The organism is Vibrio sp. V03_P4A6T147 (assembly GCF_002241085.1).
GTDB classification, from domain to species: Bacteria; Pseudomonadota; Gammaproteobacteria; order Enterobacterales; family Vibrionaceae; genus Vibrio; species Vibrio anguillarum.
In genome coordinates this window covers 1-4080 of the sequence record NZ_NDIO01000324.1, presented here as the reverse complement: position 1 = coordinate 4080, position 4080 = coordinate 1, and the positions used below count along the sequence as shown (strand labels likewise).

The window sequence follows — 4080 nt, the reverse complement described above, 5'->3', positions numbered from 1 at the left end:
CAGATAGACAGCGCATCGAGTCTTGATTTAATTCACTATTTTATCTCTACATTAGGAGAGAGTTCATTACCTGAGGTTGAGCTGCGCATTGCCCAGTATGCTGAGCAGGATGAGGGCGTGGTGATCGATCCAATGCTTTTTGAACAGTTTATCCAATACAAACAAGCATTAGCTGAGTTAGAGGCTAATTCTTCCATCGCCAATCTCGATCTTGCTACCTTAGCTGAGATCAATCAGCAGTTACTGAAAATACAAAGTCAATTTTTTAACGTTGATCAGCAAAGTATGTTGTTTGGTGAAGAGAATGCGTTACGAAATTTAGCGTTAGAAAAGCTGCGCATTAAATCTCAAGCAGTAGATTCATATGATGAGCAGCAGCAGTGGCAAACGTTATTAGCACAGCAGCCAGAATACATTCAGCGCAGTGAACGCAATGTACAACTACTGCCAGCACTCAACGCGAGTCGCCATTTGTCCACGCAAGAGCAATACTTAGCTTGGAACGAGTTGGTTGGCGAACAAGGAGCACAGCGGTTAACGCGGCTTAGTGAACAACGAGAGCAGTTTTCTCAGCATCTCGAAAACTATCTACAACAGCGTTCGGCGGTGCTTGAAAATACGCGCTTGAGCCAAGATGAAAAAAATCAGCAAATTACGCAACTGCGTACCCAAACGTTTGAGGTCAAACAACTCAAACGCGTCGAGGCTTTGGAAAGGTTAAGTGATCAATCGCTTTAATTCTGTTTATCCAATAAAGAAGAGCGCGACCGAAGCCGCGCTCAAGTTCTCTAAGAGAAAATAGAATAGGTGGTTACAAATTCACCACAATGGTGTTAGTCACTATTGCACCTTTGTCATCCATCACTTTAATTTTCACTTCATGTTTTCCAGAGCTTGGGAAAATGGCGGTGAAGAGTTTGCCACGTTTTATTTTTCCATTCGGCAGGGTCCATTCCGTATCGACAATACGCCCATCGCTATCGCTGCTGGTTGACCACATTGTTACCCAGCGTCCAAGGTGGATGTACTTAGCACTGGCTTGCGGTAATGCGTTAGGCACTTCAACCTGTATTGTGCGCGTAGTGGTGTTGGTTGCGCCTTTATCATCCGTTACGGTTAGGCTTACTGTGTATTGCCCTGCTCTGGTGTAGCTCCAGCTTGGCGCCATTTCGCTGCTCATTTGGCCGTTACCAAAATCCCATGCGTAACTGACTAGCTCGCCATCTTCATCATGGCTGTAGTTGAGAGCACTGACAGATAAACCGTCGGTTTTAAGCTCAAAGTTGGCGACAGGAGCTTGGTTTTGTTCGCTGACTTTTGATAAGCGAATTACGCCGTACTCATTGTCTTGGCCTTGGTTGAGGATGTCGATCATCAAGCCAAATTCCGTTAACTTACGCCCAGCATCTGGTACTAATGGTGAGCTGTAATCCGCGCCATCAGAGAAATTACCATTACCGATTAAGCTTGTGTCTTCGAGCACATCACCATCGGCAGCGACTAAACGTAGAGGTGTTTGATCTTGCAATGAGAAGGTTGCATCTCGCACTTGGAAGCGCGTTTGTGCGGCCTCACCGGTTTTTGACCAAACCAATGCGTTTTGATCCGCATCGACGACACCTAACCAACCTTCACCTGGGTGGTTACCTACCCAGTTATCCGTGTAAGATTCATCCACATACCAAACCAGTAGGCCGGGTTCGAAAGTCATCAACTGGCCCATGCGTTTGATATTGGCTAAGCCTTGGTCGACGTCATTGTGGCTACGCCATTGCAGTAAATAATAGTGTGGCGCTTCATGGAATCCATTGTTGGTGGTGTAACCTTTAAAGGCGAAGGTGGATGTTCCTTCGGCATCATCAATAAGGGTTTGCTGCCCGTCGACCTCTAACTGTAGGTTATCAAGGTAAAGACCTTCCATGGCTAAGCCGCCGTCAGTGACATAGTCAAAGCTGAGTGTCACTTCTTGGCCTGTCCATTGGGAGACGTCAAATATCGCATCGACCCAGCCATCCGACTTACCAGCAATAGCAGGTACAAGCCCTGTATTGTACGGGTCATCCATGGTGGTGATGTTACCAGCAATCGCTTTACCATTGATCAGTACGCGTGCAAAGTCGTAGTCTTTTTCAATCTGATACCATGCTTTAAAATTCAGCGTAGCTTGTTCACCTGTAGGGATAGAAAGCTTACGAGACATGCTATTTTTCAGATCATCGCCTCGGTTTGAATAAAAAGCGGACGAACCTTGATAAGGCTTCACTCCATCAACACGTTTCAGTGGTAAATCAATCTTCACCATATTTGGTCGAGCATTGTCAGTGGTTTGGAATAGGGTAAATACGCGAGGATTTTTCTCTAACTCTGCAATCGAAATTTGATCGTCATTGATCCAACGACCACCGACCGCTTTTTGTAAGAACTGTTTAGACCAAGAGCTGAATGCCGTCGGTTGTGTTCCGCCAATTTTTCCGGCCCAACTGCCAGAAGACATGATGGACCAATAAGAAACTGGCTCACCTTTACCTGTGTATTGGGTATCGTATTCGTCAGGCAAACCTAAATCGTGGCCATACTCGTGTGCGCAAACCCCAGCGGCCGCATCAATCGGTTGCATGGTGTAATCAAAGGCGGCATATTGGCCGTTAAAGCGATCTGGAAGCGTACTTTTTGTGCCTTGAAGGACATAAGGTTGGCCGAGATTATAACGGTGGGACCATATAGCGTCAGGTCCAAGCACACCGCCGCCGGCTTCTTCACCAACGGATGCATGGAACACCATCAAGTGATCGATTACGCCGTCCGGTTCGCGGAAGTTGCCATTACCATTGTAATCGTAACGATCTTCAATATCGTAATCGGCCAGATTAATATTAGGGTCTTGCGCCAGTTGGTTCAGTGCTTCGCGCACCAACTCTTGCGCATTCATATCTTTGTCTGTTGTTGCAGAGTTGCCCCCGTAAAACGCGGCGTTTTTAGACGCGCGATACCAACCTGCGGCTTGCCCGGCCACACTGTAGCTTTGCCCAGACTCGCTTTCATAATACTGACGCATCGAGATGAAATTTTCTCCATTAGGGCCTGCATAGCCCGCATCTGAAAAAAGCAGATCTTGATAGTGAGGTGGATTGTAGCTGGCATAGAGCATTTCAGTATGCTCTTTGGTCAGGCGATTATCGTTCCAAGGTAAATCGGGAAAATCAATTAAAAGCGCTAATACCTTATCGGTGCGTTTGGTGCTGATATCGAGAGCAAAAACGCTGGCTTTTTGCTGGCCTTTTTGTTTTTCAATGGTCTTTAATACCCGTGCGCGTTGCTCAAGAGCTTGCTTACCAAATTGCGCATCGCCGTGGAAGCCCGATTTGATTTTCTGCTCTAAATAACGATCCAAGGCATCGCGCTTGACTGCATCGGTAGCATTGGCATCCACAACACCGTTACGAACTAACATTTCAATGAGTTTATCTTCATTGACTACCCCTAAATCAATCGGGGTGTGCGCATAAGCACTGACGTTAAATAGTGTTACCATTGCTGACGCAAGCAAGGTTTTCCTTATGTGTTTCATCTGCTTTCCTTATTTGTCTTTCTGTATTTATGGTATTAACAATTTCACTGAACCGATTTCCATACGACTGAGCGCTATAGAGAATAGATGGCTTTCATCGCCATAAAATAGAATTCATGGACGCAATGAGTGGCTGGTATATTCTTATCTAGGCAAGTTTTTTGAGTGTTATTCAGTGAAGATTGAACGGGTGATTTAGTCGCTCTTCGGCGGAGAAATACACGCTTCTTCTTGATGAGTTGTCGAATTGAGATACTTTTCTTTGTGGTGTTTTTTTTGTAGATAAAGAGCAAGTGCTTGTTGTTGCTGTTCTGATGTCAGCCCTTCACATATCACACCTCGTTCGATTAATGAGGCGAGCAACCGTTCATCATCAACTGAAGATTGAGCAAGGCTAATTGATGAGTAACTAATTAATAAAAAATAAATTAAATGTTTCACAGTATATCCATATAATGTGTGAATTATTCGTAACAATCTATATATCAGTCATGCGCATAGCAAGTGTAAAT

Annotated in this window: 3 protein-coding genes; 1 reads left to right on the top strand and 2 read right to left on the bottom strand. The window is 45.1% G+C overall.

The window, feature by feature from the left end:
* The coding region (locus tag B9J84_RS12585) for a lipase secretion chaperone (RefSeq protein ID WP_094124275.1) at window positions 1-738 on the top strand (738 nt) is incomplete at its 5' end.
* A 73-nt stretch (window positions 739-811) separates the two neighbouring features.
* On the opposite strand, the gene B9J84_RS12580 is transcribed toward B9J84_RS12585, so the two are convergent.
* Together B9J84_RS12580 and B9J84_RS12575 are read right to left on the bottom strand one after the other, a co-directional pair.
* A complete protein-coding gene (locus B9J84_RS12580; RefSeq protein WP_094124274.1) occupies window positions 812-3568 on the bottom strand; it encodes an immune inhibitor A domain-containing protein in 2757 nt (918 codons plus the stop codon).
* A 195-nt stretch (window positions 3569-3763) separates the two neighbouring features.
* Window positions 3764-4009: a hypothetical protein gene (locus tag B9J84_RS12575; RefSeq protein WP_094124273.1), complete on the bottom strand. Its 246-nt coding sequence runs from the start codon at window positions 4007-4009 to the stop codon at window positions 3764-3766.
* Between the last annotated feature and the right edge of the window lie 71 nt (window positions 4010-4080).

Coding starts and splice junctions, on each gene's coding strand:
- B9J84_RS12580 (WP_094124274.1), bottom strand. CDS start 3,568: ATGAAACACATAAGGAAAACCTTGCTTGCGTCAGCAATGGTAACACTA.